The organism is Microbacterium capsulatum (genome assembly GCF_030865425.1).
Classification (GTDB): Bacteria; Actinomycetota; Actinomycetes; order Actinomycetales; family Microbacteriaceae; genus Microbacterium; species Microbacterium capsulatum.
This window is the reverse complement of the sequence record NZ_JAVFCB010000003.1, coordinates 51263-76959: the sequence shown is the minus strand read 5'-3', so window position 1 is coordinate 76959 and position 25697 is coordinate 51263. Positions and strand designations below refer to the sequence as shown.

The 25697-nt window shown below is 72.4% G+C and carries 29 protein-coding genes; 13 read left to right on the top strand and 16 right to left on the bottom strand.

Translation table 11 applies throughout. The features are described from left to right. The first annotated feature begins 103 nt into the window (after positions 1-103). The 5 genes from RBR11_RS05845 (at position 104) to RBR11_RS05825 (ending at position 4720) form a co-directional block, all read left to right on the top strand. Positions 104-547, top strand: a complete 444-nt coding sequence (locus RBR11_RS05845) for a VOC family protein (protein WP_308488379.1) — start codon at positions 104-106, stop codon at positions 545-547. 30 nt (positions 548-577) lie between these two features. Continuing rightward, positions 578-1309 carry a winged helix-turn-helix transcriptional regulator gene (locus tag RBR11_RS05840; RefSeq protein WP_308488378.1) on the top strand — a complete coding sequence of 244 codons (732 nt, stop codon included), beginning with the start codon at positions 578-580 and terminating at the stop codon, positions 1307-1309. A 20-nt stretch (positions 1310-1329) separates the two neighbouring features. Then, positions 1330-1953 (top strand): dihydrofolate reductase family protein, encoded by a 624-nt coding sequence (locus tag RBR11_RS05835; protein ID WP_308488377.1) that lies wholly within the window; start codon positions 1330-1332, stop codon positions 1951-1953. 170 nt (positions 1954-2123) lie between these two features. Then, positions 2124-3398: a carboxypeptidase-like regulatory domain-containing protein gene (locus RBR11_RS05830; RefSeq protein ID WP_308488376.1), complete on the top strand. Its 1275-nt coding sequence runs from the start codon at positions 2124-2126 to the stop codon at positions 3396-3398. Positions 3399-3592: 194 nt separating this feature from the next. Continuing rightward, complete coding sequence (locus tag RBR11_RS05825; RefSeq protein WP_308488375.1) at positions 3593-4720, top strand: carboxypeptidase regulatory-like domain-containing protein; 1128 nt, start codon at positions 3593-3595, stop codon at positions 4718-4720. Between the two features lie 37 nt (positions 4721-4757). On the opposite strand, the gene RBR11_RS05820 is transcribed toward RBR11_RS05825, so the two are convergent. Then, a complete protein-coding gene (locus tag RBR11_RS05820; protein WP_308488374.1) occupies positions 4758-5657 on the bottom strand; it encodes a Cof-type HAD-IIB family hydrolase in 900 nt (299 codons plus the stop codon). A gap of 2 nt (positions 5658-5659) precedes the next feature. Continuing rightward, positions 5660-6505: an exodeoxyribonuclease III gene (locus tag RBR11_RS05815; protein ID WP_308488373.1), complete on the bottom strand. Its 846-nt coding sequence runs from the start codon at positions 6503-6505 to the stop codon at positions 5660-5662. 335 nt (positions 6506-6840) lie between these two features. On the opposite strand from RBR11_RS05815, the gene RBR11_RS05810 reads away from it, so the two are divergent. Then, positions 6841-7431: a DUF6611 family protein gene (locus RBR11_RS05810; protein WP_308488372.1), complete on the top strand. Its 591-nt coding sequence runs from the start codon at positions 6841-6843 to the stop codon at positions 7429-7431. A 90-nt stretch (positions 7432-7521) separates the two neighbouring features. Here the strand turns inward: RBR11_RS05810 and RBR11_RS05805 are convergent, their stop codons facing one another. The 3 genes from RBR11_RS05805 to RBR11_RS05795 form a co-directional block, all read right to left on the bottom strand. Continuing rightward, positions 7522-9708: a malate synthase G gene (locus RBR11_RS05805; protein ID WP_308488371.1), complete on the bottom strand. Its 2187-nt coding sequence runs from the start codon at positions 9706-9708 to the stop codon at positions 7522-7524. Next, on the bottom strand, positions 9705-10139 hold the full coding sequence (locus RBR11_RS05800) for a GlcG/HbpS family heme-binding protein (RefSeq protein ID WP_308488370.1): 435 nt from the start codon (positions 10137-10139) through the stop codon (positions 9705-9707). Before RBR11_RS05800 ends, RBR11_RS05805 begins: the two co-directional genes overlap by 4 nt. Before the next feature lie 117 nt (positions 10140-10256). Further along, complete coding sequence (locus tag RBR11_RS05795; RefSeq protein WP_308488369.1) at positions 10257-10799, bottom strand: YbhB/YbcL family Raf kinase inhibitor-like protein; 543 nt, start codon at positions 10797-10799, stop codon at positions 10257-10259. Positions 10800-10917: 118 nt separating this feature from the next. Here RBR11_RS05795 and pyrE point away from each other — a divergent pair, with 118 nt between their 5' ends. Continuing rightward, entirely contained in the window at positions 10918-11493 is a 576-nt protein-coding gene (gene pyrE, locus RBR11_RS05790; RefSeq protein ID WP_373889775.1) for an orotate phosphoribosyltransferase, read from the top strand. 121 nt (positions 11494-11614) lie between these two features. Beyond that, the gene (locus RBR11_RS05785) at positions 11615-12517 is read left to right on the top strand and encodes an ROK family protein (RefSeq protein WP_308488367.1); all 903 of its coding nucleotides are present in this window, start codon (positions 11615-11617) and stop codon (positions 12515-12517) included. 180 nt (positions 12518-12697) lie between these two features. Here RBR11_RS05785 and RBR11_RS05780 read toward each other — a convergent pair whose 3' ends face one another. From RBR11_RS05780 to RBR11_RS05760, 5 genes are all read right to left on the bottom strand, one after another. Next, positions 12698-12871: a hypothetical protein gene (locus tag RBR11_RS05780; RefSeq protein ID WP_308488366.1), complete on the bottom strand. Its 174-nt coding sequence runs from the start codon at positions 12869-12871 to the stop codon at positions 12698-12700. Continuing rightward, entirely contained in the window at positions 12868-13440 is a 573-nt protein-coding gene (locus tag RBR11_RS05775; RefSeq protein WP_308488365.1) for a YdeI/OmpD-associated family protein, read from the bottom strand. Before RBR11_RS05775 ends, RBR11_RS05780 begins: the two co-directional genes overlap by 4 nt. Positions 13441-13442: 2 nt before the next feature. Further along, complete coding sequence (locus RBR11_RS05770) at positions 13443-14246, bottom strand: HAD-IIA family hydrolase (protein ID WP_308488364.1); 804 nt, start codon at positions 14244-14246, stop codon at positions 13443-13445. A gap of 349 nt (positions 14247-14595) precedes the next feature. After that, entirely contained in the window at positions 14596-15228 is a 633-nt protein-coding gene (locus RBR11_RS05765; RefSeq protein ID WP_308488363.1) for a metal-dependent transcriptional regulator, read from the bottom strand. A gap of 38 nt (positions 15229-15266) precedes the next feature. Continuing rightward, positions 15267-15617, bottom strand: coding sequence for a hypothetical protein (locus RBR11_RS05760; RefSeq protein WP_308488362.1), 351 nt, complete (start codon positions 15615-15617; stop codon positions 15267-15269). A 156-nt stretch (positions 15618-15773) separates the two neighbouring features. Between RBR11_RS05760 and RBR11_RS05755 the strand changes: the two genes are divergently transcribed. After that, a complete protein-coding gene (locus RBR11_RS05755; protein ID WP_308488361.1) occupies positions 15774-16373 on the top strand; it encodes a DUF1003 domain-containing protein in 600 nt (199 codons plus the stop codon). Between the two features lie 9 nt (positions 16374-16382). Here the strand turns inward: RBR11_RS05755 and RBR11_RS05750 are convergent, their stop codons facing one another. Next, on the bottom strand, positions 16383-17675 hold the full coding sequence (locus RBR11_RS05750) for an Nramp family divalent metal transporter (RefSeq protein ID WP_308488360.1): 1293 nt from the start codon (positions 17673-17675) through the stop codon (positions 16383-16385). A 70-nt stretch (positions 17676-17745) separates the two neighbouring features. Between RBR11_RS05750 and RBR11_RS05745 the strand changes: the two genes are divergently transcribed. Then, on the top strand, positions 17746-18405 hold the full coding sequence (locus RBR11_RS05745; protein ID WP_373889774.1) for a TrmH family RNA methyltransferase: 660 nt from the start codon (positions 17746-17748) through the stop codon (positions 18403-18405). A gap of 78 nt (positions 18406-18483) precedes the next feature. On the opposite strand, the gene RBR11_RS05740 is transcribed toward RBR11_RS05745, so the two are convergent. The 3 genes from RBR11_RS05740 to RBR11_RS05730 form a co-directional block, all read right to left on the bottom strand. Next, positions 18484-18729 carry a hypothetical protein gene (locus RBR11_RS05740; protein ID WP_308488359.1) on the bottom strand — a complete coding sequence of 82 codons (246 nt, stop codon included), beginning with the start codon at positions 18727-18729 and terminating at the stop codon, positions 18484-18486. A gap of 115 nt (positions 18730-18844) precedes the next feature. Beyond that, a complete protein-coding gene (locus tag RBR11_RS05735) occupies positions 18845-20164 on the bottom strand; it encodes an MATE family efflux transporter (protein ID WP_308488358.1) in 1320 nt (439 codons plus the stop codon). Positions 20165-20272: 108 nt separating this feature from the next. Further along, on the bottom strand, positions 20273-21709 hold the full coding sequence (locus tag RBR11_RS05730; protein WP_308488357.1) for an HNH endonuclease signature motif containing protein: 1437 nt from the start codon (positions 21707-21709) through the stop codon (positions 20273-20275). Between the two features lie 181 nt (positions 21710-21890). On the opposite strand from RBR11_RS05730, the gene RBR11_RS05725 reads away from it, so the two are divergent. Further along, positions 21891-22415, top strand: coding sequence for a DnaJ family domain-containing protein (locus RBR11_RS05725; protein WP_308488356.1), 525 nt, complete (start codon positions 21891-21893; stop codon positions 22413-22415). An 83-nt stretch (positions 22416-22498) separates the two neighbouring features. Here RBR11_RS05725 and RBR11_RS05720 read toward each other — a convergent pair whose 3' ends face one another. Continuing rightward, positions 22499-23008 carry a hypothetical protein gene (locus tag RBR11_RS05720; RefSeq protein ID WP_308488355.1) on the bottom strand — a complete coding sequence of 170 codons (510 nt, stop codon included), beginning with the start codon at positions 23006-23008 and terminating at the stop codon, positions 22499-22501. Beyond that, positions 23005-23448, bottom strand: coding sequence for a DM13 domain-containing protein (locus tag RBR11_RS05715; protein WP_308488354.1), 444 nt, complete (start codon positions 23446-23448; stop codon positions 23005-23007). Before RBR11_RS05715 ends, RBR11_RS05720 begins: the two co-directional genes overlap by 4 nt. A 168-nt stretch (positions 23449-23616) precedes the next feature. On the opposite strand from RBR11_RS05715, the gene RBR11_RS05710 reads away from it, so the two are divergent. Next, the gene (locus RBR11_RS05710) at positions 23617-24363 is read left to right on the top strand and encodes a response regulator transcription factor (RefSeq protein WP_308488353.1); all 747 of its coding nucleotides are present in this window, start codon (positions 23617-23619) and stop codon (positions 24361-24363) included. A gap of 10 nt (positions 24364-24373) precedes the next feature. Next, positions 24374-25531, top strand: coding sequence for a sensor histidine kinase (locus tag RBR11_RS05705; protein WP_308488352.1), 1158 nt, complete (start codon positions 24374-24376; stop codon positions 25529-25531). Positions 25532-25697: the final 166 nt, after the last annotated feature.

Below are 25697 nucleotides of genomic sequence, written 5' to 3'. Positions count from 1 at the left end.
ACAACGGATCCCGCGGGCAAACTTGCTATTGACAAGCAAGCTTGCTTTTTACAAGCTTGACCCAACGGACCCGAGCACAGGGCCCACCGACAGAGGAGTCATCGTGACCAACGTGTTCGTCAACCTGCCCACCACCGACCTCGACCGTGCCAAGGCCTTCTACACGGCGCTCGGATGCGAGCTCAATCCCCAGTTCACGGACGACAACGGCGCGTGCGTCGTGTGGGACGAGAACGTCTACTTCATGGTGATCACGCGCGAGTTCTTCTCGACCTTCACCGACCTGCCGATCGCGGATCCGACCCGGACGCTGCAGGTCTCGGTCGCGTTCAGCCGCGACTCCCGCGAGGACGTCGACGCGATCATGGCGAAGGGCCTCGCCGCCGGCGGCGCCGAGCCGCGGCCCGCGCAGGACTACGGCTTCATGTACTCGCGCGACCTGAACGACCCGGACGGCAACTCGCTCGGCTTCCTGTTCATGGAGCCGCGGGCGGCCGAGGTCGGCCCGGAGGCGTACATGGCCGAGCAGGCGGGCGTGCAGTCCTGAGCCGCGCCGGGACGAGGGGACGGATCTGAGATGGCCGCGCGCAGCTACGGCCAGTACTGCGGCGTCACCACCGCCGTCGAGCTGATCGGCGAGCGGTGGGCGCTGCTCATCGTGCGCGATCTGCTCGTCGGGCCGCGCCGGTACACGGATCTGAAGCAGGGACTGCCGCGGATCCCGACGAACATCCTGTCCACGAGACTGAAGGAGCTGCAGGAGGGCGGCGTGGTGCGCCGGGTGCCGCTGCTCGGCTGCGGCCTGGTCTACGAGCTGACCCCGTACGGTCGGGCGCTCGAGCCGATCGTCCTCGCTCTCGGGCGCTGGGGGTTCCAGGCGATGGGCGATCCGGACGAGGGCGACGTCGTCACGCCCGACTCGCTCACCATGGCGCTGCGCACCGCGTTCCGGCCGGAGGCGGCCGAGCGGCTCGACGTCGAGCTGCACGTCGGCGACGTGGCGCTGCGGGCGATCGTGCGCGACGGCGCGCTCGCGGTGGCGCAGCTCGCGCCGCCCGCGCCGCCCGTGGGAGGGGTGCTGCCGGCAGGGGAGGCCGAGGCCGTGCTCGTCGCCGGCCCCGGCATCCGTCGCCTGATCGGCGGCGAGGTCACCCCTGCCGAGGCGATCGCGCAGGATCTCGTCGCCGTCGTGCGGGGGGAGGAGCGGATCCTGGACGTCTTCGCCCGCGTGTTCCACATCGATCCGGTCGCCGGTCTGGACGCGCCGGGATCCGCGAGAGATGCTTCGAATGCAGCGATGACCGGATAACGCGTGAAGGAGCTCACATCATGACCGGACGCATCATCATCGACCTGTTCACCACTCTGGACGGCGTCGCCCAGGCGCCGGGCGGTCCGGACGAGGACACCTCCGACGGCTTCCGCTTCGGGGGCTGGCAGGCGACTCTGCCCAGCCAGGCCGTCATGCGCAGCGTGACCGAGGGCATGCAGACCCTCGACGCGCTGCTGCTCGGCCGGCGCACCTACGACATCTTCGCGGGTTACTGGCCGGAGCACACGACCGGGCCGGAGGGGTTCATCGGGCAGCTCTTCAACCGCGTGCCGAAATACGTCGCGTCGCGCGACGCCGGGATCGAGCTCGGCTGGCAGGGCAGCACGCGGGTGGGCGACGACCTGGCGGCCGAGATCGCCGGGATGCGCGAGAGGCATCAGGACGTCCACGTGATCGGCAGCGTCGGCTTCGTGCAGACCCTGCTCGCCGAGCAGCTCTACGACGAGCTGCAGCTGTGGGTGTACCCGATCGTGCTGGGCCAGGGCAAGAAGGTGTTCCCGGACGGCGCACGCCCCGCCAACATGCAGCTGGTGCACGCTGAGAGCGGTGATGGCAGCACGCTGCTGCTGCGCTACGCCCCGCTGCCGGGCGAGCCGACGACGGGGATCATGGGCGGCTGAGCGCTCGCGGCGGGCGAGCGGGGACCTGTGTGTTACACGGATCCCTATATCGGTATTCATTCTGTATGCGACAACGACTCGCCGCGATATATTGATGTGCGCCTGGGCTCGATCAGGCTCCGGCCGGCTTGAGGGACGAGCGCGGCCGTTGACCCGATGAACGGAGGCGGATGAGCGCACGTGCGTCGTCCGCCGGTCGCAGAAGCGCGCCCGGTGCCCTGCTTTCGCTCTCCCGGCTCCTGACCCGGGAGAAGGCATCGCACGCCGACCACTCCTGGACCACCGGGTCCATCAGCGGGGTCGTCACCGGCGCCGCGGACGGTTCCCCCCTCGAGGGCGTCGCCGTGCGTGCGGCTCTTCCGGGCACGGGGATGTCGGCGTCCGTCCGCACGGCCGCCGACGGCTCGTACACGATCGAGGGCCTCGTCGCCGAGGGCTGGACCGTGTCCTTCGCCCACGAGTCCTCGGACTGGATCGGGCAGTACTGGAACGGGGCGGCCGAGCCATGGAGGGGCAGCCCGGTCCGCGTCGTCGCGGGCGAGACGGTGCCAGGGATCGACGCCGCGCTCCAGGCGGGCGGCTTCCTCGCCGGCTCCGTGCGCCGGGCCGCGGATGGAGCGCCGGTGCGCGGATCGGTCACCGCGCGCGGCGCGAGCGGCTCGTTCCGTGCCGCGATCCGCGACGACGGCTCCTACCTGCTGCAGGTGCGCCCCGGCGAGTACACCGTGTTCTTCGACTCGCTCGATCCGCTCACCTGCAACGAGTACTGGCCGGGAGTGGTCGCCGCGGGCAACGCGATCCCCGTCGTCGTCGCCGCCGGCAGCGCGATGCACGGGCTGGACGCCCGTCTGGCGTCGACCGCCACGATCACCGGGACGATCCGCGCGGGCGGCGCCCCCTGCCCGACCGCCTGCGTCGAGGCGTGGACGGACGGCGAACGGGTCGCACTGGCGTGGGCCCGGAAGGACGGCAGCTATCGCCTGACCGTCCCCGAGGGCACGTACAGCCTGGTCGCCCGGGGCGGGCGTCTTCCGGCGGTCGCAGCGCCGTACTCCGGCCGCACGGCGGCCGCGGGCGCGGCCTCGCTGGTGGCGACCGTGGCCGGGGTGCCGTGCCGCGCGGACTTCGATCTCGATCCGAGCCCGCCCACCGTCGTGCTGTCGTCGTCGACGGTCCGGCCCGGGGATGCGGTCGAGGTCACGGGATCCGGATTCCCGGGCGGAGAGCGCGTCACGGTCACGCTCGATGAGGCGCTGACCCTCGCGACGGTCGAGGCGGGGGAGGGTGGAATCGTCTCGGCCGCGGCCGTGATCCCGGCGGACACGGAAGCCGGCGAGCACGTGATCGGCCTCACCGGATCGTTCTCCGGAGTCGCCGGCAGCGCTCGCGTCACGGTCGTCTCCCCGGACGAGGAGTCCGTGCCGACCCCGGCCGCTCACGCCTGACGGGTGTCGATGCGGGGCGGCCGACGTCGTGGTGCCCGGAGTCCGGTGCTCGGAGTCCGGGACGTGACTGCAACGACATCTCCCTCAGACTTTGCTGGGAGAAACCTATGGTACTAGTGTGAATCCGTGCCCGGGGGGACCGGGTTCGGCTGACGCCCGACGACGGGGCGGCCATTCACTCGAGGGGGACAACGATGCCCACACGCACGCCCGGACGCCGCGGATGGAAGAGCGCGCTGACCGCGCTGCTCGCCGCCGCGCTCATCTTCGCCGGCGCAGGAGCCGCGCATGCGGACTTCACGACCGGATCCATCAGCGGGACCGTCACCCGCTCGTCGGACAGTCTGCCCGTCGCCGGCATCACCGTGTCGGCAGGGCCCCGGTGGGCTGTCACGGGCGCGGACGGGACGTACACGATCGACGGACTTGCGCCCGGAGACTACAAGGTCACGTTCGCCCAGAGCTCGGAAGACTACATCACGCAGTACTGGCACGGCGCTTCCACCTGGAACGCCGGCACGCCCGTCACCGTGGTCGTCGGTGAGACGACGACGGGCATCGACGCCGTGCTGGCACCCGTCGCCTCGATCTCCGGAACGATCCGGGTGGACGGCGCGCCCTTCCACCGCGCTCGCGTCGAGGCCTGGGCGAACGGCGAGTTCGTCGCGATGGCCTGGGCCTGGCAGGACGGCACCTACCATCTGAGCGTGCCGGCGGGCACCTACACGCTCGTCGCCAAGGGAGATGAGTTCCCGGTCGTGGAGCCGCAGTACTTCGACCACTCGAGCACCGAGGCCGGTGCGACGACGGTCACGGTCACCGCGGAGGAGCCCAGGACCGGCGCCGACTTCGACATGACGCGCATGCACGCGCCCGTCGCACTGTCCACCGGCACGGTCCACCCCGGCGACACGATCACGGTGACCGGGTCCGGTTTCGTGCAGGGGGAGTCGGTCGGGATCGTCCTGCACTCCACGCCGGTCACGCTCGCGACGGTCACCGCCGCTTCTGACGGTTCCGTCTCGGCGACGGTGACGATCCCCGCGGACACCGCGGTCGGCACGCACCAGATCGTGCTCACCGGCGTCTCCTCCACCCTCGACGGCAGCATTCCGCTCACCGTCGCCGCGGCGCCCGCAGCCGGCGACCCCGCGCAGGGCGACCAGGGTCAGGGCGGACAGGGCGGAAACAGCCAGGGCACCGGCTCGGCAGCGGCGACGCTCGCCGAGACCGGCTCCGAGATCCCGGTGTTCGCCGTCATCGCGGCCGCGATCATGCTGCTGCTCGGAACCGCGCTGATCCGCGCCCGCCGCCGGGCCTGAGCCCGGGCCGCGCCGACTGCTGGCGGACTGACCCCGGTCAGCCCGCCAGCAGTCGTTCGAGCACGGCGGCCACGCCGTCCTCCGCGCTCGAGAGCGTGACCTCGGTCGCGGCGGCGAGGGCATCGGGCTCGGCGTTCGCCATGGCGACGCTGCGGCCGGCCCACCGAAGCATGGCGACGTCGTTGAGCGCGTCGCCGAACGCGAGCACCTCGGACGAGTCGATGCCGAGGCTCCCGCACAGCTGAGCGAGCCCGGTCGCCTTCGTGACGCCCTCGGCCATGACCTCGACGAACGGGGCGCCGGAGAGCGTCGCCTCGAAGCCGGTCGGATCCAGCTCGCCGAGCGTCGCGAAGACCTCCGTCGTCGGGATCGTCCGGTGCCGGATCACGAGCTTCAGGCTCGGCGCCGCCAGCACCTCGTCGAGCGGGACGGCGCCCATCGTCGCGGGGTCGCGCTTGTGGTCGCCGTGCGCCGCGACCTCGGCGTAGCCCTCCTGCGCGACGAAGACCTCGCCGGCCTCGCGCACGCTCGCGTACAGCAGATCCGGGATCCGCTCCGCCAGTTCGCGCGCGATCCGCTGCTGCACCGGCACCGCGATCTCCTCGGCGAACAGCCGCTCCTGCGTCGTCAGGTGGATCGCGTACGCGCCGTTGCCGCACAGCGCCCAGCCGTCGAAGCCGGCCTCCTCCGAGATCGCGCGCAACCCGATCGGCTGCCGCGCCGTGACCGGCACGACGACGATCCCGGCGACCCGGGCGGCGTCGAGAGCGGCACGGGTGCGCGCGGTCACGTGGCCGGTCTCGTCGAGCAGCGTGCCGTCGAGGTCGGTGGCGATGAGGCGGATCGCCGCGCCCTGCGCCTCGGCGGCGCGCCCGCGTCCGGGGTCGGCGGACCCGCGGACCGAGGGATCCGCAGGGAGGGCCGAGACGTCGGTCATGGTCAGGCGAAGATCATCGGCAGGTCGTCGTCCTCGGCGGTCCCCGCGAGGTTCAGGTCGACGACCACGGGGACGTGGTCGCTGGGCTGCTCGCCCTTGCGCTCGTTGCGGTGGATCGCGGCACCCTGCACGGCATCGCCGAAGGCCTTCGAGCCGAGCACGAAGTCGATCCGGATCCCCTCATTGCGGGGGAACTTCAGGCGCTGGTAATCCCAGTAGGTGTAGCCCTCGGGCAGGATCGGGCGCACGACGTCGTGCACGCCGGCGGACTCCAGGGAGAAGAACGCCGCGCGCTCCTCCGGCGAGACGTGCGTGGACGTGCCCACGACGATGTCGGGATCGCCGTTGTCGTGGTCGAACGGGATGATGTTGAAGTCGCCGACGAGGGCGAGCGGCAGGCCGGGCGACGCGGCGAGCTCGGCCGCGGTCGCGGTGCGCAGCGCCTCGAGCCAGTGCAGCTTGTAGGCGAGGTGAGGGTCGCCGAGCGACCGGCCGTTCGGCACGTACAGGCTCCACACTCGCACGCCGTTGATCATCGCGCCGATCGCGCGCGCCTCCTGCGGCGCGTTCGGGCCCTCGTGGCCCTTCGCGAAGCCGGGCATGCCGTCGAACGCGTGGCGGACGTCGGTGATCGGCTCACGGCTCGCGATCGCGACGCCGTTCCACTGGTTCAGGCCGTGCACCTCGACGTGGTAGCCGGCGTCCTCGAACGGGCCGTACGGGAACTGCTCCGGCTTGCACTTGATCTCCTGCATGGCCAGCACGTCGATGTCCTCGCGCACGGCGAACTCGACGGTGCGGGCGACGCGGGTGCGGATGGAGTTGACGTTCCAGGTGGCCAGGCGCATGGATCCAGCCTACGGGCGACCGGGGACATCGCCCCGCCGTCGGACGGCTCCCCGCTCGGGCCCGCCTGCCCAGGCCGCTCCCGCCCGCCCGCCCAGGCAGCTCCCGCCCGCCCGCCCAGGCAGCTCCCGCCCGCCCGCCCAGGCAGCTCCCGCCCGACCGCGCCCGCTCTCCCGGTTTCGAGGCGCGATGTCTGCCGCATCCGGACCCGATATCGAGCGAACTTCGCGCTTCGAAACCGGCAGGGTGTTCGGGAAGCGCGGGGATCCGCGGGGCACCCGCATGCGTTCCGTATGGATCCGGTACCCGGCCCGAGACCCGGACGCAGGGTGGAGCCATGGTCATCGAACAGCGATCCGCGTTCCCGGAGGGGACCCCCTCCGGTTCCGCGAGGGTGCGCGCCCCGCGCACGCACCGCCCTCGCCTGCACTGGGGGTACCTGTCGCGCACGGTCAGCCGGTACGGCGTCGTCTCGAGCCTGCTCGTGATCTACCCGCCCGAGGCGTCGGAGCGGGATCGACGGCGCGCGGAGATCTCCCGCTGCTATCCGCCCGTCGCGGGAGGCGCGGGCCTCATCCTCTGGATCGCGCTCACCGCGGTCGGCGTCCCGCCGCTGGCCTCCGCGCTCCTGCTCGGCGCGCTGCTCGTCGCGGCGGGGGTCGCCCTCGCCCGGAGCACGCGAACGGTGCGGCGCGCGGCCGCCGCGCTCTGGTCGTGCAGCCCGATGCGCGGGGAGAGCAGCGAGCAGGGCGAGCACCGGCGCCGGCTGGACGCCCTCGCCGACACGATCCAGGCCGCGAGTCTCGCCTACCGGTCCGGCGCGATGGATCCGGGCCGGTTCGAGCGGATCTGGCACTCCGCCTACGCGCACGCCGCGGCGACGAGGCCCGGCCCGCGGTGGGTCGAGGCGCAGGTGCCCGCACACTGACGGCGGGGACGCCGGCGCGAAGACGCCGAGAGGCGGGCGGGCCCGGGTGGATCCGCCCGCCTCTCGATGGCAGGGCCTCGGGGCCGCGGCTTACGCCGTGACCGCTGCGGCCTGCTCGGCCTTCTTCTCGCGACGCAGGCCGTGCAGCAGCGGCTCGGTGTAGCCGCTCGGCTGCGCGGCGCCCTCGACGATCAGGCGGCGGGCAGCGGTGAACGCGATACCCGGCTCCTCGCCCTCGGCGAACGCGAGCGGCTCGTAGTTCGGGTCCCCGGCGTTCTGCTCGTCGACCACGACCGCGAGACGCCGCAGGCTGTCGTCGACCTGCGCCTCGGTGATCACGCCGTGGAGCAGCCAGTTCGCCAGCAGCTGGCTGGAGATGCGCAGCGTGGCGCGGTCCTCCATCAGACCGATGTCGTGGATGTCCGGGACCTTCGAGACGCCGATGCCCTGGTCGATCCAGCGCACGACGTAGCCGAGGATCGACTGCACGTTGTTGTCGATCTCCTCGGCGACGACCTCGGGCGTGAGCGCGCCCTCGTCCGCGAGCGGCGGGACGAGCAGGCGGTCCAGTGCGCTGTCGTCGACCGGCGGCAGCGTCGCCCGCACGGTGAACGGGTCGACCTCGTGGTAGTGCAGCGCGTGCAGCGTCCCGGCGGTCGGCGAGGGCACCCACGCGGTCGAGGCGCCGGCGAGCGGGTGCGCGATCTTCTTCTCGAGCATGTCGTGCATGAGGTCGGGCTCGGCCCACATGCCCTTGCCGATCTGCGCGCGTCCGCTGAGACCCGCGGCGACGCCGATCGCGACGTTGCGGTCCTCGTAGGCCTTCATGAACGGCTGGGCCTTGATGCCGGCCTTCGGCAGGAACGGGCCGGCGTGCAGCGAGGTGTGGATCTCGTCGCCGGTGCGGTCCAGGAAGCCGGTGTTGATGAACACGACCCGGTCGGATCCGGCGGCGATCGCGGCGGCGAGGTTCGCCGAGGTGCGGCGCTCCTCGTCCATGATGCCGACCTTCATGGTGCGCGCGGGCAGGCCGAGGAGCTCCTCGACGCGGCCGAACAGCTCGGTGGCGAACGCGACCTCTTCGGGGCCGTGCATCTTGGGCTTGACGATGTACATCGAGCCGGTGCGGGAGTTGCGGCCGCGGTTCGGGCCCTCGAGCTCCGGCAGCGTGCCGAGCGCAGTCATGATCGCGTCGACGATGCCCTCGAACACCTCTTCGCCGTTGCGGTCGAGCACGGCGGGCGTGCGCATCAGGTGGCCGACGTTGCGGATGAACAGCACGGCGCGGCCGGGGAGCGTGATCTCGCCGCCGTTCGCGGTGCGGTAGGTGCGGTCCGGGTTCAGCGCACGTGTGAACGTGCGGCCGCCCTTGGTGACGGACTCGGTGAGGGTGCCGTCCATGAAGCCGCGCCAGTTGCGGTAGCCGAGCGCCTTGTCGTCGCCGTCGACGGCCGCGACCGAGTCCTCGAGGTCGAGGATCGCGGTGAGCGCGGACTCCAGGATGATGTCCTGCACGCCGGCGGCGTCGGTGCTGCCGATCCGTCCGGTGCGGTCGATGAGGATCTCGGCGTGCGTGCCGTTCTGCACCAGCAGCACCGCGCCGGGGGCGTCGGCGTCGCCGGTGTAGCCCACGAAGCGGGCGGGGTCGGCGAGGCGGCGGTCGCCGGCGGCGGTCGAGACGACGAGGCCGTCCGCGTCCACGCGGTAGCCGGTGGCCTCGGTGTGCGAGCCGTCGGCGAGCGGGGCGATGCCGTCGAGCAGGCGGCGGCCGTAGGCGACGACCGCGGCGGCGCGGGCGGGGTTGAACTCCGTGCCGGGGGCGAGCTCGCCGGTCTGGTCGATCGCGTCGGTGCCGTACAGGGCGTCGTAGAGGGATCCCCAGCGGGCGTTCGCGGCGTTCAGCGCGAAGCGGGCGTTCAGCAGCGGCACGACCAGCTGCGGACCGGCCAGGGTGGCGATCTCGGGGTCGACGTTCTCGGTGGTCACGCTGACCGACTCGGGGACGGGGACGAGGTAGCCGATCTCGGTGAGGAAGGCGCGGTAGGCGGCCGGATCCGGCAGACCCGGGTTCGCGCGGTGGTACTCGTCGATCTTCTGCTGCAGCTCGTCGCGCTTGGCGAGCAGCGCCGCGTTGCGGGGCACGAGGTCGTGGACGATCGCACTCGCCCCCGCCCAGAACGCGTCGATGTCGCGACCGGCATCGGCAAGCGACGCCTCGGCGAACTCGACGATCGGCGCGGCGACCGACAGGTCCGCGCGGGAGAGGTACGAGGTCATAGTTCCATTCCTTCTGTGCGTGCGCCGAGGCGCTTCAGGGTTTCCAGGGCGATCTCGGCGTCGAGCGCCGGGGGTCCGCCGGCGATGCCGAGGCCGCCGACGTGGAGGTCGCCGAAGAAGATCGGGACTCCGCCGTCGATCGTGGTCATCTTGCCGCCCGTGCCGAGAGGCAGGGTCGCGGCGAGCGCCTCGGAGATCTGGCCGGTTCGGCGGCGGATCGAGGCGCTGCTGAAGGCCTTGCGCTGAGAGGTGTCGGCGCTGTGCGGCGTGGAGCCGTCGGCCATGCCGTAGGCGATGAGCGTCATCGAGGGGTCGGCGACGGCGGCCACGGTCGGCAGCCCTCGCTCGGCGCCGATCTCGAGGGCGATCGCCACAGCGCGTGCGGCCGTCTCGTACGTGATCGCGACGGTCTGTCGGTGCGTGGTGGACATCGGTGTCTCCTCGGCGTGATTTATCTCGATGTCGAGATTACTCTCGCGGCGAGATTACCACAATGTGAAGCTTAAGTTCCACCTATCGAAAGAACGAACGCGGATCCGCGGGGCGCGCTACCGGACAGACGGATCCGCGGTGCCGATCAGGATCCCGCGCGCGAGCACATGGAAATGCCGGTTGAAACCGAGGTAGGCGGGCGTCTCCCGACCGGTCAGATCGATCTCCGCGATGTCGAGCGCGTCGACCGTGAAGAAGTAGCGGTGCACGCCGGTGCCGGCCGGCGGAGCCGCCCCGATGTAGCGCGGCAGCCGCGCCTCGTTCGGGAGCGTGACCGCCGCGGCCGGCAGGGATCCGCTCTCCCCGTCGCCCGCATCGGCCGGCAGCGACCGCACGTCCGCGGGGATGTTCGCCACCGCCCAGTGCCAGAAGCCGGTGCCGGTGGGGGCGTCCGGATCGAGCACGCTCAGCGCGAAGCTCTTCGTGCCGGCCGGCGGCTCGCCCCAGACGAGGCCGGGGGACCGGTCCGCTCCGCCGCGCGATTCCGACCACGCCCACGCGGGCAGCGGCCCGCCGGCGTCGAAGTCGGGGCTCGACAGCTCCAGCGGCGGCACCGGCCTCAGCCGGGCGAGGGCGGCGTACGGATCGAGGTCGAGCATGGGGGATCCTCCCTGGTGTCTCCGTCTCGGGTCTCCGCCAGTCTCGCACCGTCCTCCCCGCCGGGCCAGGGGGATCCGCGGGCCTGGGCGCGGCGAACCCGCGTCCTAGACTGTGACCGTGACGCTCAGCACCCCTGAACTCGAAGCCGACCGCCAGGCCCTCATCGCCCTGATCAAGGACGAGGCGGTGTTCCACGGCGATTTCACGCTCTCCAGCGGCAAGAAGGCGACGTACTACGTCGACATGCGCAAGCTGACGCTCGACCACCGTGCGGCGCCCGCGATCGGCCGCATCGTGCTCGACCTGCTGCAGGGGCTCGACGGCATCCAGGCCGTCGGCGGCCTCACTCTGGGCGCCGACCCGATCGCCAACGCCGTCATGCACGAGTCCGTCCGCGCGGGCGCACCCGTCGACGCGTTCGTCGTGCGCAAGGAACCGAAGGACCACGGCCGCGGCCGTCAGATCGAGGGCGCCGACGTCACCGGCAAGCGCGTCGTCGTCGTCGAGGACACCTCCACCACCGGCGGATCCCCCCTGAAGGCCGTCGAGGTGCTCCGCAAGGCCGGCGCCGAGCCGGTCGCGGTGATCTCGATCGTCGACCGCAAGACCGGGGCGCAGGCCGCGATCGAGGCCGAGGGCCTGCAGTGGCTCGCCGCGATCGACCTCGACGACCTGGGTCTCGCACCGCAGTGATGACCTCGGGCGCGGACATCTGCACGATCGCGCGAGGTCTGCACGATCGAATCGCGGATCGGGTCGTGCAGACGTCGCAGGATCGTGCATCCGTCGCGGGTGACCGGGCGGAGCGGGCCGCATGACTGCGGTCGCGCTCGCCGTCGACGTCGGCGGCACCAAGCTCGAGGCCGCGCTCGTGCGCGACGACGGCAGCGTGGTCGACGGCACGCGCAGCCGCCGCCCAACCGGACCCGACGCCACGTTCGCGTCGATGCGGGCCGCGATCGACGAGGTGGTCGCGCACGCGCTCGCCGGTCTGCCCACGGATGCGGCGCTGCTCGGCGCGGGTGTCGGCAGCGCCGGCCCGATCGACCGCGAGCAGGGCACGATCATCCCCGTGAACATGCCGGGCGCCCGCGGGTTCGACCTGCGCGGAGCGGTCCGGGAGTCCGCCTCCGCGGTGACCGGGACGGATGTCCCGACGGTGTTCGCGCACGACGGCGGCTGCCTCGCGCTCGCCGAGTCGTGGCTCGGCGCCACCCAGGGCGCGGCCACGTCGCTGTCGATCGTCGTCTCGACGGGCGTCGGCGGCGGGTTCGTGATCGACGGCCGGTACATGCCCGGCGCCTCGGGCAACGCCGGCCACCTCGGCCAGGTGCACGCGACGCCCGAGCTCACGGTCGAGCAGGTCGCCTCCGGCCCCGCGAGCGTCGCCTGGGCGCGCACGCAGGGCTGGACGGGTGCTGCGGGTGAGGATCTCGCCCGCGACGCCAAGGCCGGGGATCCGATCGCCCGCGCCGCGATCGAGCGCTCCGCGCGCACCGTGGGCCTGGCCCTCGGCGACGCCTCGACCCTCGTGGACCTCGAGGTCGTCGCGATCGGCGGCGGCTTCTCCCGCGTCTCGGACGACTACGTCGAGCTCGTGCAGGCCGCGCTCGCGGAGACGGCGCAGCACGCCTACTCCCGGGGCACCCGGGTGGTGCGCTCGGGGCTCGGCGACGAGGGGCCGCTCATCGGTGCCGCGGCGCTGATCCTGCGGTAGCTGCCCTCGGGCGGTGCCCGTCGATCGCCTCGTTTCGTCTCGCTCCTCGCTGGTCGCGAATCGTCGTCAAAGCCCGGGAATGAGGGCGTGTCGCGACCAGCGAGCGGATGGGGCGGTGCCCGTCGATCGGCGGGGTCTGGAGATCGTTTCGTCTCGCTCCTCGCTGCGCTCGGGGCTCGCTCAACGACCGGATGAATCCTTGTCGTCCTCGTCCCACGGCCCCTCCCACCACGGGCCGTGGCCGTCGCCGCGACCGCGCCGGCCGCGGAAGAACTGCACGATCCAGACCGTGAGCGCCGCGAGCGAGATGAGCAGCAGCACGACGAGCAGCAGCTGGTTGTCGCCGGGGGTCATGGCCGCCTCCCCTCCGCGGCGTCGGCGGCGACCTTCGCGATCCGCGCGGCCCGGGTCTCCGGGCGCTTCGCCATCGCGATCTGCGTGAGCGCGAACTTCTTGGCCGAGGGAGGGAACGCGTCCCAGCCCGCACGCGCGGCCGGCGACGCATCCAGTGCGGCGGTGAGGTCGTCGGGTTCGATCCCCGCCTCCGGTCCGTCCAGCACGGTCCACGCGCCGTTCGCCTTCGCGGCCTCGATCGCGCGGATCCCGGCCGCTTCGAGCAGTCCGGCCGCCTCGAGCGCGGCCACGCGGGCCTTGTTCGTCGCCGCCCACCCGCTCGACGCCTGGCGCGGTGCGAACCACAGGCCGCCGATCCGCTCGTCGAAGCTCCGCACCGGCCCGTCGATCCATCCGAAGCACAGGGCCTGCAGGATCGCGTCCTCGTAGTCGATGTGCACGTCCTCGTTGCCGGGCCGCGGGCGCACCAGCCAGGCGCCGGCGGAGGAGGCGTGGTTCTCGGCGAGCCAGGCGCGCCAGGCTGCGGCGTCCGCCGCGACCACCCTGACCCCGTCGTCGAGCGCACCCATGGTCAGTCCGTCCCGGTGGGCGCTTCGACAGGCTCGGCGACCAGGTCGATCACGCCGCCGAAGATCTCGTCGGGGCGGAACGGGTACTTCTCCATCTCGGCGCGGTCGCTGATCCCGGTCAGCACGAGCACGGTGTGCAGGCCCGCCTCGATGCCGGCGACGATGTCGGTGTCCATCCGGTCGCCGATCATGCCGGTCTTCTTCGAGTGCGCGCCGATCTTGTTGAGCGCCGAGCGGAACATCATCGGGTTCGGCTTGCCGACCACGTACGGATCCTTGCCGGTCGCCTTCGTGATGAGCGCGGCGATCGCGCCGGTCGCGGGCAGCGGACCGTCGGCGCTCGGACCGGTGGCGTCGGGGTTGGTGACGATGAAGCGCGCGCCGCGCTCGATGAGCCGGATCGCCTTCGTGATCGCCTCGAAGGAGTAGTTGCGGGTCTCGCCGACGACGACGAAGTCGGGATCCGTCTCGGTCATGATGAACCCGGCCTCGTGCAGCGCGGTGAGGATCCCTGCCTCGCCGATCACGAACGCGGATCCGCCCGGCAGCTGCTGCTTCAGGAAGTCGGCGGTCGCGAGGGCCGAGGTCCAGATCCGCTCCTCCGGGACGATCAGGCCGCTCGAGCGGAGCCGGGCGGAGAGGTCGCGGGCGGTGAAGATCGAGTTGTTCGTGAGGACCAGGTACGGGATCCCGTCGCGCTCCCATCCTGCGAGCAGGTCGGCCGCCCCGGGCAGGGCGTCGTTCTCGTGCACGAGCACGCCGTCCATGTCGGTGAGCCAGCATTCGATGTCCGCGCGTTCGACCATGCGCCCAGCCTAGGACCGGACGGTTACGGGCGGATGTCGGGGCGGGCGATTGGCGCGGTGGGGCCGTGCGCGCCCGCCGGGGAGATGGATTCCGCTGCTCGCGGGGCGCGTGGAGGACCGGTTTCCATCTCCGGCGCGAACGTGCGGATGCGGGGAGATGGATTCCGCTGCTCGCGGGGTGCGTGGAGGAGCGGTTTCCATCTCCGGCGCGAACGCACGGACGTGTGAAGATGGATTCCGCTGCTCGCGGGGTGCGTGCAGGCGCGGTTTCCATCTCCGGGTCCGACGGGCGTGGGTTCGGGGCGAGGGTGCGAGCGGTGTGCTCGACCCGCGGCGGTCCCGGCGGGCCTCAGGCCGACAGCCACACGACCTCGGCCGCGCCGTCGGGCAGCGCCACGTCGGCGCCGCCGATCCGCAGCCCGTCCTCGAGCACCGTGACCTCGCCGCCGATCGCCACGCCCGCCGACTCGAGCGCGCGCAGCAGCTCCGGATCGCGGTCGTCCACGCGCAGCACGCGTCCGGAGTGCCCGGCCGGTGCATCGACCAGCAGCACGAACGGGGTGCGCTCGACCGCGCCCGCGGAGTCGGGGATCGCGTCGCCGTGCGGGTCGAAGCGCGGGTGCCCGAGCCGGGCGTCGATGCCCGCCAGCAGGCGGTCGCTGATCGTGTGCTCGAGGACCTCGGCCTCGTCGTGCACCTCGTCCCAGGCGTAGCCGAACTCGCGCACGAGCCAGGTCTCGATGAGGCGGTGCCGGCGCAGCATGGTCAGGGCGCGGCGCTCGCCGTCCTCGGTGAGCCGTACGGCGCCGTACGGCACGTGCGAGACGAGGCCCGACGCGGCGAGCTTCTTCACCATCTCGGTCACGCTCGACGGCGCGATGCCGAGCTTCGCTGCGAGCTGCGACGGGGTGATCGGCACCGGCTGCCACTCGGTGTGCGAGTACACCGTCTTCAGGTAGTCGTCAGCCGCGGGGGATGCCACGGATCCACCCTAGCCGGGGACCGGATCCGGATCCGCGGTCAGTGCCCGATCGCGGAGATCACCGCGAACGCGGCCTGCCCCGCGAAGAACATGATCGCGAAGCCGGCGAGGGCGCCGACGAGGGAGAGCCGGCCGTCGAACCCGTCGACCCCGCGCATGCCGATCGACCGGGCGCGGAACGACAGGATCAGCGTGAGCGCGCCGAGCACGAGCTGCACCCACGGGCTGCCGACCGGGAGCAGCTTCGGGACAGCGAGGAACAGGATCCCGAGCGCTCCGGTGACGATCGACGCCCAGGTGCAGATCCGCACGCCCCGCCGGGCCGCGGCGGCCGCCTCGGCCCTCTGCGCAGCGATCTGTGCGGCGGAGGGACGACGGGAGCGGGCCATCCCTCGAGCCTACCTGCGGCACCTGTGCGGATCCGGGCCTCGTGCCGTCCGATCGATCCAGGCCGGCGGTGGGGCGTAGCCGCATCGCGGGCGCGCGCGGGAGACTGGACGCATCCACCGGGATCCGCGCGTGCGGACGCAGGACGGGAGCAGACGATGTCCAGTGAGAACTTCACCGCGTTCCTCCGGCGGCTGCCCTCGGGCAGCGCCCGCCCGTCGCCCGAGAGCACCTGGCATGAGCGGGCCAAGAGTCAGCTCACCCTCGGCGAGCGATCGGCGGATCGACTGCGCAACGCGATGGGGAGCTGGGGGTTCGTGGGCGGGTTCGTCCTGTTCATGGCGGCGTGGTGGATGCTCAACACCGCCAAGACGACGGCGTGGGATCCTTACCCGTTCATCCTGCTGAACCTCTTCCTCAGCATGCTGGCGGGTCTGCAGGGCGCGATCCTGCTCATCGCCGCCAAACGGCAGGATGCGATCGCGGCGGCCCTCGCCCAGCACGACTTCGACACCAACGTCGCAGCCAAGGCCGACATCGAGGCGCTGCTCGAGATCAACCGGCGTCAGCTCGAGATGATCGCCGAGCTGCAGGGCATCGCGCAGCAGCTGCTGCCCCCGCGGGCGAGGGACGCGGCGCGGGCGGCGGGCACGCGGATGGCCGCCGAGAAGGAGGCCGAAGTGCAGGAGGCCGTGACGCGGGCGGCCGACGAGGCGGGTGGCGATCATCCGCAGGCCGGGCGGCCGGAGAGCGCGTAGGGACGACCGTCAGGATCCGGTCAGCAGCAGCCAGAGCAGCACGCCGTTCAGGGTGACGAGCAGAGCCGCGGCGACGATGCCGGCAATGGTCGTCCAGGGGCGGTTCACGTGCGCGCCGAGGGTGCGCCGCTGGGCGGTGAGCGCGACGAGGGGGATCAGCGCGAACGGGATCCCGAACGACAGCGCGACCTGGCTGAGCACGAGGGCGAAGGTCGGATCCACACCGAGGCCGAGGATCAGCAGCGCCGGGACGAGGGTGATCAGACGCCGGAGGGGCATCCGGATCCGCACCCGGAGCAGCCCGCTCATGATCTCGGCGCCCGCGTAGGCGCCGACTGCCGTCGACGCCAGGCCCGACGCGAGCAGCCCGACGGCGAACAGCACGCCCACGACCGGCCCGAGCTGCGCGGACAGCGCGGCGTGCGCGCCCTCGAGCGTGTCGGTCCCGGCGACGCCGGGAAGAGTCGTGGCGGCGAGCAGCAGCATCCCGACGTTCACGGCGCCGGCCACGACCATGGCGAGCGTCACGTCCCATCGGGTGACGGCGAGCAGCTGCGCGATCGGGGTCCGCGCGGGCCTGTCCGTGCTCGTCGCGCCGTGCGCGGGGGCGGATCCGAACCGGTCCCTGGTGAGCGCGGAGTGCGCGTAGATCGCATGCGGCATGATCGTCGCGCCGAGGATCGAGGTCGCCAGCAGGACGGATCCGGAGTCGGTGAAGCGCGGCATGAGGCCCGCGAGCGCCCCGGTCGGCGAGGGCGGCGCGACGACGAGCCCGGCGAGGAAGCCGAGGGCGATCACGGCGAGCAGCCCGATCACGACGAACTCGAACGGGCGCGCGCCGCGCCGGCCCTGCACCGCGAGCAGCAGCATCGACGCAACGCCGGTGATCGCGCCGCCGAGCAGCAGCGGGACGCCGAACAGCAGTTGCAGGGCGACCGCGCCGCCGATCACCTCGGCGATGTCGGTGGCCATCGCGACGAGTTCCGCCTGCAGCCAGTACGCCCGGCGCGCGGTGCGGTGGTGGAGGCGGTCGCCGAGCAGCTCGGGCAGGCTCTGACCGGTGACGACGCCGAGCTTCGCGGACAGGTACTGCACGAGCCACGCGATCACGTTCGCCACGAGGACGACCCAGACCAGCAGGTAGCCGTAACGGGCGCCGGCGGTCATGTTGCTGGCGACGTTGCCCGGGTCCACGTAGGCGACCCCGGCGACCAGGGCGGGCCCCAGCAGAGCCGCGCCGGGGAGGCCGGCCGCACGCGGCGCGCGCCCGCGTGCGGCGAGGGTCTCGGCGGATTTAGGCATGCCGAAATCCTAGCGCTGTTTTAGGCTCACCGAAATATCTGGATCGGGTGCCGGCCGTTACGCTGGCGGGATGCAGGATCCTGCGCATCGCGCCGCCGCCGACGGGGAGATGCCCGCCGGCCCCGTCTCCCACGGCGTCGGTCCGTGGCCCGGGGAGTGGCCGGTCGAGGCGCACTTCGATCCCGATCTGCTCGCGCACGGCGACACCCGCAACGTCGTCGACCGGTACCGGTACTGGCGGATGGAGGCGATCGTCGCCGACCTGGACACCCGGCGGCACCCGTTCCACGTCGCGATCGAGAACTGGCAGCACGACATGAACATCGGCTCGATCGTGCGCAGCGCCAACGCGTTCCTCGCCGACACCGTGCACATCGTCGGGCGCCGCCGCTGGAACCGTCGCGGCGCGATGGTCACCGATCGCTACCAGCACGTCGTGCACCACGAGGACGTCGCCGCCTTCGCCGCCTGGGCCGCGGCGGAGGGGATCCCGATCGTCGCGGTCGACAACACCGAAGGCGCCGTTCCGGTCGATCGGGCCGACCTCCCCGAGCGCTGCGTGCTGCTGTTCGGCGCGGAGGGGCCCGGGCTGTCGGAGGAGGCGCTCGCCGCGGCCGCGGGGCACGTCGAGATCACCCAGTACGGATCCACGCGCTCGATCAACGCGGGCGCGGCGGCCGCCGTGATCATGCACGAGTGGTGCCGGAGGCACGCCGGCCCCGCGGCCTGAGACGCCCGGTCGCCGAGCATGCCTGAGGCCCGGTCGCTGAGCCTGTCGAAGCGCGGTCGCTGAGTCTGTCGAAGCGCGTCAGTCGCGGTCGATGCCGAAGGTGTGCTTCATCAGGGCGTTGACATCGCGGTCGAGCGAGCGGATCTCGGTGCGGAGTTCGGCGATGTCTCCCTTGATCTCGGCGCGCAACCCGCCGATCTCGCCGCGCAACCCGCCGATCTCGCCGCGCACCACCCGGACGAACATCGTCGACACGATCGTGATCATGCCGAACATCCCCGCCGCGAACACGCCGATCAGCGTCCACACCTGCGGTTCGTTCATGGTCAGCACCCCTCCAGTGTCGCGCGGATCCATCCAGCGTGCCAGTGCCCCGGGCAGCGGTGGAGGCCCCGCCAGGATCGGTGCAGAACCGAGCCGTCACGCCGCCGGTGCAGGATCACACTCCGACGGTGAGCCACCGTCCGGTCCGCACGCGCAGGCCGAGCGTGGCGAGGCGCGCGCACAGGTAGACGCCGAAGAAGGCGACCGCGAGCCAGATGAGGCCGGGCGCGCCGTCCACCCGGGTCGCGGCGATGATCGCGAGCGCCGGCAGGAACGGCACGAGGTTGAGCCCGCCCGCGATCGCCAGATACCGAGCGTCGCCCGCGCCCATGAGCACGCCGTCGAGCACGAACACGATCCCGGCGATCGGCTGCGCGACGGCCAGCACGAGCAGCGCCGGCTGGATCAGCGCCGCGAGCGCCGGGTCTCCGGTGAACCCGAGCCCGATCACGCCCGAGAGCACGGCGATGAGCGCGCCGACGATCACACCGAACCATGCGCCCCAGGCGACGGTGCGGGCCAGCACGTGCCGCGCACCGTCGGGATCCGACGCCCCCAGGCTCTTGCCGATGAGCGCCTGCGCGGCGATCGCGAGCGCGTCCAGAGCGAACGCGGCGGCGGAGAAGATGGTGAACACGACCTGCCAGCCGGCGAGCTCGCGAGTGCCGATCCCGGTCGCCACGCCGACGGTCGCGAGCAGGGCGACGCGCAGGCTCACGGTGCGCAGGAACAGCCAGCCTCCGGAGCGGGCGGATCCGCGGATCCCGGACAGCTCCGGTGCGACCGAGGCGTCGTGCCGCCGTGCCAGCCGTCCGATCACGAGCACGTAGGCGCCGACCATCCCCCACTGCGCGACGACGGTGCCGAGCGCCGAACCGGCGATCCCCCAGCCGAAGCCGTAGATGAACAGCGCGTTCAGCAGGGCGTTCGCCGCGAAGCCGATCCCGGCGATCCACAGCGGCGTGACGGTGTCCTGCATGCCGCGCAGCAGGCCGGTCGCGGCGTAGACCACGAGCATCGCGGGCAGCCCCCACATCGAGGGCACGAGGTAGGCGCTCGCCTGAGCGGCGACGTCCGCGCTCGCACCGAACAGCCGCACGATGACGGGGACGAGGAAGGATCCGACCACCGCGAGCACAGCCCCGAGACCCAGGGCCAGCCACATCCCGTCGATCCCGACCGAGACCGCGTCGCCGTGCTCGCCCGCACCGAACCGGCGTGCGACCGCCGGCGTCGTCGAGTAGGCGAGGAAGATCATCAGGCCGACGACCGTCTGCAGGATCGCGGACGCGATGCCGAGCCCCGCGAGCGGAACCGTGCCGAGGTGGCCGACGAGCGCGGAGTCGACCAGGAGGAACGCCGGCTCCGCCACGAGTGCGCCGAGCGCCGGCACGGCGAGACGGAGGATCTCGCGGTTGAGGGTCACGGACGGCACCCCACGAGCCTAGAGGCGGGCAGGGACACGGGTCTTCGCGCTCCCGCTCGGACGACCCAGGCCGGAAGGAGCGCCCGAAGACGGGGTGCCGGAGCGCGGTAGCCGGCCTCATGGCGAGAGCGCCTTCGCGAGGGCTCGGCCGGTGTCGGGCCGGACTCTCGGCCGATGCCATCCGCCGTGCGGATCCCACCAGGCCGGTCCTCGGATCTCGGGGGTCCCACCGCGCATGCGGATCCTCCACCCGGAGATGTCGAGGGTGCGGTGGTGATGCCAGCACAGGGCGACTCCGTTGCCCGTGTGCGTGCGGCCGCCGCGGGAGTGCTCGGTGACATGGTGGATCTCGCACCAGGTCGCCGGTACGGGGCAGCCCGGGATCAGGCACTCCCGGTCCCGCAGCACGATCGCCCGGCGCTGGACCGCCGTGAAGATGCGGGCGGTCGTCCCGAGCGCGACGATCTGCCCCCGCTCGTCGAACAGCACGCGTTGCACGCCGCCCGCGCAGGCGGTGTGCCGCGCGACCCCGATGGGCGCGTCCCAACCGGTTCCCTCGACCGAGGCGCGACCGGTGCCGTTCGCGTAATCCTCCGCGGTGACGGACACGACCAGGGTCGGCGCGGCACCGCCCAGCGTCGGGAATCCGTCCGACGCGGCAGCCGCCGTGAGGATGGTCGCAAGCGCGTCATGACGCCTCTGCGCCGGGGTGCGCGGATCGACCGGATCCGGGAGGTCCGACCCGCCACCATCATCTGTGGCGAACACGACACCCGAGGGATCCGCGACGGATTCCTCGGCCCTCGGATTGAGCAGCGCATCGAACAGGCGCTGCAGCTGACCGGCGACGTCGGGAAGCAGCCCGCCGCTCACCGGAACCACCCCGTCCCTCGGCTGCCCCAGCGTCAGCCCGCGCTTGCGGTTCGCCAGCGCATCCGCGGGCTCGGATCCGTCCGGATCGAGCGCCAGCGCGATGTGGTGCGCGAGTGCCGACAGCTCATCCGTGGTCGGCGCAGGCCCGGGCCGGCCGGTGTCGTCCGCGAGATCGAGGCCTCGCGCCGAATCGGACAGCAGCCGGTCCGCCGCGGCACGCTCCTCCGCGCCGATCCGCTGCGCAGCGCGTTCGAGCGGCGCGGTCGCGGCGAGGAGCCCGGTGAGCGACAGCTCGCCGTCGCGCATCGCGTCGGCCAGCGCCTGGTAACGCGCCGGCAGGGTCTCGCCGCTGGACAGCTGGATCGCACCGTGCACGGCACGGGACGCGTGCACATACCGGCGGGCCGTGCCCGTGTCGACCCGCAGAGTCCGACGCAACAGCTCCGTCACGTCGCGGCACCCGGCGCGCGGAGACACCCGCTCGGCGGAGGACCGCGTGTCCCGATCCGCCACCTCGCCCGCCGCCGTGGTGATGAGCGCGTCCAGCCGCCGCTGCACCCGCCCTGCCGCGAGGACGAGCTCCACGAGATCCGAGGCGGCGAGGTCGTCGAGTCTGGGCTCGCGCACCCCGGCGAGCAGCGCGTCCAGCTGCTCGAGAACCGCGGTCGTGGTCGATGTCATGCCCCCATTCAATCGCGAGCCACCGACATTCGAACCCCAGATCAGGAGCAATATCCGATCTGTGGACAAGTCGCCGGAACGTGCCCCTGTGGAGGACGAGATCACGAGCGGGGAAGGCGCGAGAACGGCCGCCGGAAGGATCCCGGCCGTACCCTGGAAGGACGGCGGAGGAGGCCGCGTCATGACGGATCCGGATCACGCGCGCCGGGCGCAGGAGGTGCGCCGGCGCCAGGGCGAGGAGCGCCCCGCGCCGTCCGCGCTGAACGCCGAGACCATGCCCTCGCTCGTGGAGACCGCGATCCAGGTCGCCATGCGGCAGGGGCGGTTCGACGACCTGCCCGGCGCGGGCAAACCGATCCCGGGCCTCGGCGACCACCACGATCCGGACTGGTGGATCCGCCGCAAGATCGAGCGGGAGAACCTCACCGGCCTCGGCCCGCCGGCGCTCATGCTGCGGGTCGAGGATCGCGAGCTCGAGGCGCGACTCGACGCGCTGCCCCGCGAGCAGGACGTGCGCGCCGTGCTCGCGGACTTCAACCGCCGCGTGATCGAGGCCCGGCGTCAGCTGCTCGGCGGCCCGCCGGTGGTGACGAAACCACGCGATGTCGACGCGGAAGTCGAGGCGTGGCGGGCACGGCGCGTCCCCGCCGCGCCCGAACCGGCTCCACCCGCCCCGTCGAAGAGGCGCCGTTTCCGACGCGGCTGACGCCGCGCCCGGATCACGCCGAGCGCACCGCATCGACCCGAGGGCGGATCGCGCCGTCCGCACCGCGTCGACCCGGGCCCGGATCACGCCGTCCGCACCGCCGCACCCCGCCGCGCCCGCACGCGGCGCCACACCCACAGCGCTCCGAACCTCTCCGCCCCCGGCAGCACCAGCACCGCCGCCGAGAGCGCGACCAGCACCGGATACTGCGCGATGAGCTGATCCGACGACCAGTACAGCATCAGCGTGCCGATCGACCCGAGCGCGGCCAGCAGCGTGAGCACGCGGCCCAGACCGAGCACGAGCAGCACCCCGAGCGACACCTCGAGCAGCGGGATCGCGACCCCGAACAGCCCCGGCAGCGCCTGCATCACAGACCCCAGCGGGCGGAAGTAGAAGGGCGCGCGGCTGTTGCCGGCCGTTCCGTGCGCGACGAGGAGGATGTCGGCGGATCCGAATCCCGCGCGGTACTTCAGGATCCCCTCCTCCAGCCAGAGCACGCCGGCCGCGATCCGCGCCGCACCGCCGAGCAGCGCCGCGACGAGCATCCACGGCCGGGAGGAGCGCCGCCCGCCACCCGGGAGACGGCTCATGACAGCGCGGCGGCCCCGAACACCGCCTTGGCCTTGTCGCAGTGGATCACGACGTGGGTGTACATCGAGGTGTCCACGCCGCTGAGCATGAACGTCTGGGAGTCCTTGTCGAACGCGACGGCGTCGATCTCCTTGCCCGCCGAGACGGCGGCCTCGTCGGTGCCGGTGGTCAGGTAGACGTGCAGGTCGGGGCCCTGGTCGGAGGAGAAGCCGGTGAGCTTCAGCTCGGATCCCGAGACGGTGACCATGCCCTTCACGCTCTTGCCGTTCAGGCCCATGAAGGTGCCGGTCTTCTGCATGTCGTGCATGCCCGAGGGCATGGGCGAGGCGGACGTCGCCGGAGCGGCGGGCGCGGAGGACGGCGAGGACGGGGAACTGCATCCCGCCAATGAGAGGCCGAGGGCGAGGACGGCCATGGGGATGAGTGCGGTCTTGCGCATGAGTGCTCCATTCACGGCGGGCGGCGCGCGTTGCGGGCCGTCCGGATTCGAGGCCGGTCGGCCCGGGGACACAGGTGACGCTAGGCGGGTCGCACCCTGTGGAACCGACTTCTTTCGAGGCCGTAAGGATCCGGATCCTGGCGCGGCGGGCGGGGCTAGCCTCGGAACATGAACGACGGGATCGCGGCAGGTCCGCCCGCGCCGCCGGCGGATCCCCCCGCGGTGCTCCCGCGGGTGGTGATCGTCGAGGACGACCCCACCGTGCGCGCCGCGGTCGAGCGCTACCTCGCCGCGAACGGCTACTGGGTCGACGGCTTCGGCGACGGCGTGAGCGCGCAGCGATCCGTCCAGGCGGATCCCCCCGACGTGCTCATCGTCGACCGCATGCTGCCCGGCCTCTCCGGCGACGAGCTGGCGCGCGACGCCCGCGCGCGCTCGGCCGTGCCGATCATCATGCTCACGGCGCTCGGCGAGGTCGAGCAGCGCATCGAGGGCCTGGAGACCGGCGCCGACGACTATCTCGTCAAGCCCTTCGCGCTGCGCGAGCTGCTGCTGCGGGTCGGCGCGCTGCTGCGTCGGTCACGAGCGGCCGCGGCCCCGACGCGGGAGATCGTCAAGGGCGACTTCCGCCTGGATCCGGCCCGCCGCCGCGTGCACGTGCGCGGGGCGGAGGTGCCGCTCGCCACCCGCGAGTACGAGCTGCTCGCCCACCTCGTGCAGCACGACGGCGAGGTGCTCTCGCGCGACGACATCCTGCGCGAGGTCTGGGGCTGGTCCTTCGGCGAGGCGTCGACCGTCACCGTGCACGTGCGCCGGCTGCGGGAGAAGATCGAGCGGGATCCGCGCCACCCGCTGCACCTGCTCACCGAGTGGGGTGCCGGGTACCGGTTCTCGGCGGACGGATCCGGACCGTGAGGAGTCGCTCATGATGCCTCTCGACGCACTCGACGTGCTGCTGATCGTGCTCACCGCGCTCGGCTGCGCGGCGGTGGTCGCGCTCGTCGCGGTGCTGATCCTGCGCCGGGCGCGGCGGGCGGGCGTGACGTTCCGGCTGGTCGTCGTCGGGGTCGCGTCGGTGCTCGCCCTGGCGACGGGCGTGATGGCGATCTCCGCCGAGATGTACCTCTCGGCGCACGACTTCACCATCCTGGTCTGGGTCGTCGGGGCGGCGCTGCTGTGCGCGGTCGCGACCGCGTGGATCACGGCGCGGGCGGCGCGGTCGTCGGTGCAGGAGCTGTCGGCCGCGGTCCGCCGGGTCGGCGAGGGCGACGTCGTCGACGGCGGTCGCAGCGGCTGGCGGGAGTTCGACGAGCTCTCCGCCGAGCTCGCCGAGGTGTCGGCGAAGCTCAGCGAGGCGCGAGCCGAGCTGGAGCGGCTGGACTCCGACCGCCGGCGCTTCCTCGCCTGGATCTCGCACGACCTGCGCACCCCGCTCACCGCGATCCGCGCGCTCGCCGAGTCGGCCGAGGCGGGGCTCGCCGATCCGGACGCGTTCCCCGGCCAGGTGCGCGCCCAGGTCGACACGATGGGCCGGATGGTCGACGACCTGTTCGAGCTGTCCCGGATCACCTCGGGCTCGCTGCGGCTGCGCACCGAGCAGGTCGAGCTGCTCGACGTGGTGTCGGACGCGGTGGCCGACGTCCGCGCCGCGGCGGGGGAGCGCGGGGTGCGCATCGTGCAGGAGGGCATCGACGGGCACGTGCTGTGGGCGGATCCGCATCAGCTCACCCGGGTGATCGTGAATCTGCTCACGAACGCCGTGCGACACGCACCTGCCGGATCCGAGATCCTCGTGTTCGCGGAGTCGCCGTCGCCGCACCGGCTCGTGCTCGCGGTTCTCGACCGGGGTGCGGGCGTGGCGGTGGAGGACCTGGACCGGATGTTCGAGGTCGGCTGGCGTTCGGATCCGTCGCGGGGCGGAGCAGGCGCCGGAGCCGCGGTCGACGCGGTCGCCTCGGGGGCGGGCCTGGGTCTGGCCATCGCGCGCGGCCTCGCGCGAGCGCACGGCGGCGACGTCTTCGCAGAGCACACCGATGACGGGTTCTGCGTGAAGGTGCTGCTGCCCGTGGCGCCCGAGTCCTGACCGTGCACCGGGACGTGCGCAGGCTGTCCGCCACGTTCAGGAGACTCATTGGGTTTTCGACAGAAATATTGGTCTACTGACATCTTGCGTAAACGGATGCCCAGGGTCCACTATATGTTCATTGATGCGGCGTGGGCTGGGGAAAACCCTCGCTATCACTGGGGAA

Excerpts from the sequence above, each read along its gene's own strand:
- RBR11_RS05840 (WP_308488378.1), top strand. The coding sequence starts at position 578 with ATGGCCGCGCGCAGCTACGGCCAGTACTGCGGCGTCACCACCGCCGTC.
- RBR11_RS05835 (WP_308488377.1), top strand. The coding sequence starts at position 1,330 with ATGACCGGACGCATCATCATCGACCTGTTCACCACTCTGGACGGCGTC.
- RBR11_RS05830 (WP_308488376.1), top strand. The coding sequence starts at position 2,124 with ATGAGCGCACGTGCGTCGTCCGCCGGTCGCAGAAGCGCGCCCGGTGCC.
- RBR11_RS05825 (WP_308488375.1), top strand. The coding sequence starts at position 3,593 with ATGCCCACACGCACGCCCGGACGCCGCGGATGGAAGAGCGCGCTGACC.
- RBR11_RS05820 (WP_308488374.1), bottom strand. The coding sequence starts at position 5,657 with ATGACCGACGTCTCGGCCCTCCCTGCGGATCCCTCGGTCCGCGGGTCC.
- RBR11_RS05815 (WP_308488373.1), bottom strand. The coding sequence starts at position 6,505 with ATGCGCCTGGCCACCTGGAACGTCAACTCCATCCGCACCCGCGTCGCC.
- RBR11_RS05810 (WP_308488372.1), top strand. The coding sequence starts at position 6,841 with ATGGTCATCGAACAGCGATCCGCGTTCCCGGAGGGGACCCCCTCCGGT.
- RBR11_RS05805 (WP_308488371.1), bottom strand. The coding sequence starts at position 9,708 with ATGACCTCGTACCTCTCCCGCGCGGACCTGTCGGTCGCCGCGCCGATC.
- RBR11_RS05800 (WP_308488370.1), bottom strand. The coding sequence starts at position 10,139 with ATGTCCACCACGCACCGACAGACCGTCGCGATCACGTACGAGACGGCC.
- RBR11_RS05795 (WP_308488369.1), bottom strand. The coding sequence starts at position 10,799 with ATGCTCGACCTCGATCCGTACGCCGCCCTCGCCCGGCTGAGGCCGGTG.
- RBR11_RS05785 (WP_308488367.1), top strand. The coding sequence starts at position 11,615 with ATGACTGCGGTCGCGCTCGCCGTCGACGTCGGCGGCACCAAGCTCGAG.
- RBR11_RS05780 (WP_308488366.1), bottom strand. The coding sequence starts at position 12,871 with ATGACCCCCGGCGACAACCAGCTGCTGCTCGTCGTGCTGCTGCTCATC.
- RBR11_RS05775 (WP_308488365.1), bottom strand. The coding sequence starts at position 13,440 with ATGGGTGCGCTCGACGACGGGGTCAGGGTGGTCGCGGCGGACGCCGCA.
- RBR11_RS05770 (WP_308488364.1), bottom strand. The coding sequence starts at position 14,246 with ATGGTCGAACGCGCGGACATCGAATGCTGGCTCACCGACATGGACGGC.
- RBR11_RS05760 (WP_308488362.1), bottom strand. The coding sequence starts at position 15,617 with ATGGCCCGCTCCCGTCGTCCCTCCGCCGCACAGATCGCTGCGCAGAGG.
- RBR11_RS05755 (WP_308488361.1), top strand. The coding sequence starts at position 15,774 with ATGTCCAGTGAGAACTTCACCGCGTTCCTCCGGCGGCTGCCCTCGGGC.
- RBR11_RS05750 (WP_308488360.1), bottom strand. The coding sequence starts at position 17,675 with ATGCCTAAATCCGCCGAGACCCTCGCCGCACGCGGGCGCGCGCCGCGT.
- RBR11_RS05745 (WP_373889774.1), top strand. The coding sequence starts at position 17,746 with ATGCAGGATCCTGCGCATCGCGCCGCCGCCGACGGGGAGATGCCCGCC.
- RBR11_RS05740 (WP_308488359.1), bottom strand. The coding sequence starts at position 18,729 with ATGAACGAACCGCAGGTGTGGACGCTGATCGGCGTGTTCGCGGCGGGG.
- RBR11_RS05730 (WP_308488357.1), bottom strand. The coding sequence starts at position 21,709 with ATGACATCGACCACGACCGCGGTTCTCGAGCAGCTGGACGCGCTGCTC.
- RBR11_RS05725 (WP_308488356.1), top strand. The coding sequence starts at position 21,891 with ATGACGGATCCGGATCACGCGCGCCGGGCGCAGGAGGTGCGCCGGCGC.
- RBR11_RS05720 (WP_308488355.1), bottom strand. The coding sequence starts at position 23,008 with ATGAGCCGTCTCCCGGGTGGCGGGCGGCGCTCCTCCCGGCCGTGGATG.
- RBR11_RS05715 (WP_308488354.1), bottom strand. The coding sequence starts at position 23,448 with ATGCGCAAGACCGCACTCATCCCCATGGCCGTCCTCGCCCTCGGCCTC.
- RBR11_RS05710 (WP_308488353.1), top strand. The coding sequence starts at position 23,617 with ATGAACGACGGGATCGCGGCAGGTCCGCCCGCGCCGCCGGCGGATCCC.
- RBR11_RS05705 (WP_308488352.1), top strand. The coding sequence starts at position 24,374 with ATGATGCCTCTCGACGCACTCGACGTGCTGCTGATCGTGCTCACCGCG.